We start from the raw sequence: 1,239 nt of genomic DNA, 5'->3' as shown, positions 1-1,239 counted from the left end.
GGCGACCGACAGCGCCGCGACCGGCAGGCCGGCCGGACCGAGGACCGGTACGGCGACGCAGCTGAGCCCCGGCGTGGACTCCTCGTGGTCCTCGGCCACGCCGGCCGCGCGGATCCTCGCCAGGTGGGCGCGGAACGCCACCGGGTCGGTGATCGAGTGCGCCGTCGCCGGGTGCAGTCCCCCTTCGATCACCGCCTCCGCGGCCTCCGGGTCGAAGGCGAGGAGCACCTTGCCCACCGCGGTCACCGAGGCGGGCAGCCGGGAGCCGATCCGGGACGGGCAGGGCGTGGGCCGGTGGCCGTACAGCTTGTTCGCGTAGACCACCTCGGTGCCGTGCAGCACCGCGAGGTGCACCGTCTCGTGGGTGGACTCGTACAGCTCCGCCAGGTGCGGCACCAGTCGCTCGCGCAGGCCGATGGAGGAGCCGTAGACGCCGCGGGTCCCGAGGTCGTAGAGCTGGGTGCCCAGGCGGTAGGCGCTGCCCACCTTCTCCACCACGGCGTTGCGTTCCAGGATGCCGAGCAGCCGGAAGGCGGTCGACTTGCTGAGTCCGGTGCGGCGGGCGAGCCCGCTGACACCGATCGACTCACCGGTCTCGGCGAGCGTCATCATCAGGTGCAGCGCCTTGTCCACGGCCGTCTGCCGCCCGGCGGTCCCGGAGGCGGGTTCGTGCGGTGCGGGGGTGCCGTGGGACATCGGATGGCCTCCAGCGCTGGGCGTCATCGACGAACGACCACTCCAGTGGACGCTCGTCCAGCATAGATGACGACCGGCCTCCTGTGAACGTGGGTCCGCGTCACACCCCCGGGCGCGGGAGCCTCACCTCACTCAGGGACGGACGACCACCTTGCCGTTCAGCCCGCCGGCGATCATCGCGCGGAAGCCGTCGTGGATCGCGGTGAGCGGCAGCACCCGGTCGATGCGCGGGCGCACGCCGGTGTTCTCCAGGAAGCGCAGCAGCCGGACGAATTCCTCGCGGGTGCCGCCGGTGGAACCGATCACCCGCTGCTGGAGGTAGAAGACCCGGTGGAGGTCGGCCGGCGGGTTGGCCCCGCTGGTGGCGCCCGCCACCACGAGGGTTCCGCCCGCCTTGAGCGCCTTCAGGGAGTGCGACCAGGTCGCCTCGCCCACCGTCTCGACCACGATGTCGGCCTTCTCCGGCAGCCGCGCCCCGGTCTCCAGGGCGGCGTGCGCACCGATCTCCAGGGCGGCCCGCCGCTTGGCCCCGGAGCGGGAGGT

The 1,239-nt window shown here is 73.0% G+C and carries 2 protein-coding genes; both read right to left on the bottom strand.

Annotated elements, in window-relative coordinates; genetic code table 11:
* A partial coding sequence (locus HW445_RS31555; protein WP_180224190.1) for an IclR family transcriptional regulator occupies positions 1–696 on the bottom strand: 696 nt, incomplete at its 3' end.
* 132 nt (positions 697–828) lie between these two features.
* A partial coding sequence (locus HW445_RS31550) for a zinc-binding dehydrogenase (protein ID WP_180224189.1) occupies positions 829–1,239 on the bottom strand: 411 nt, incomplete at its 5' end.

The sequence above is a fragment of the Streptomyces sp. UH6 genome (assembly GCF_013421635.1).
GTDB lineage: Bacteria > Actinomycetota > Actinomycetes > Streptomycetales > Streptomycetaceae > Streptomyces > Streptomyces abyssomicinicus.
Note: the sequence above shows the minus strand (reverse complement) of the source record. Positions and strands in the feature narration are given on the sequence as shown.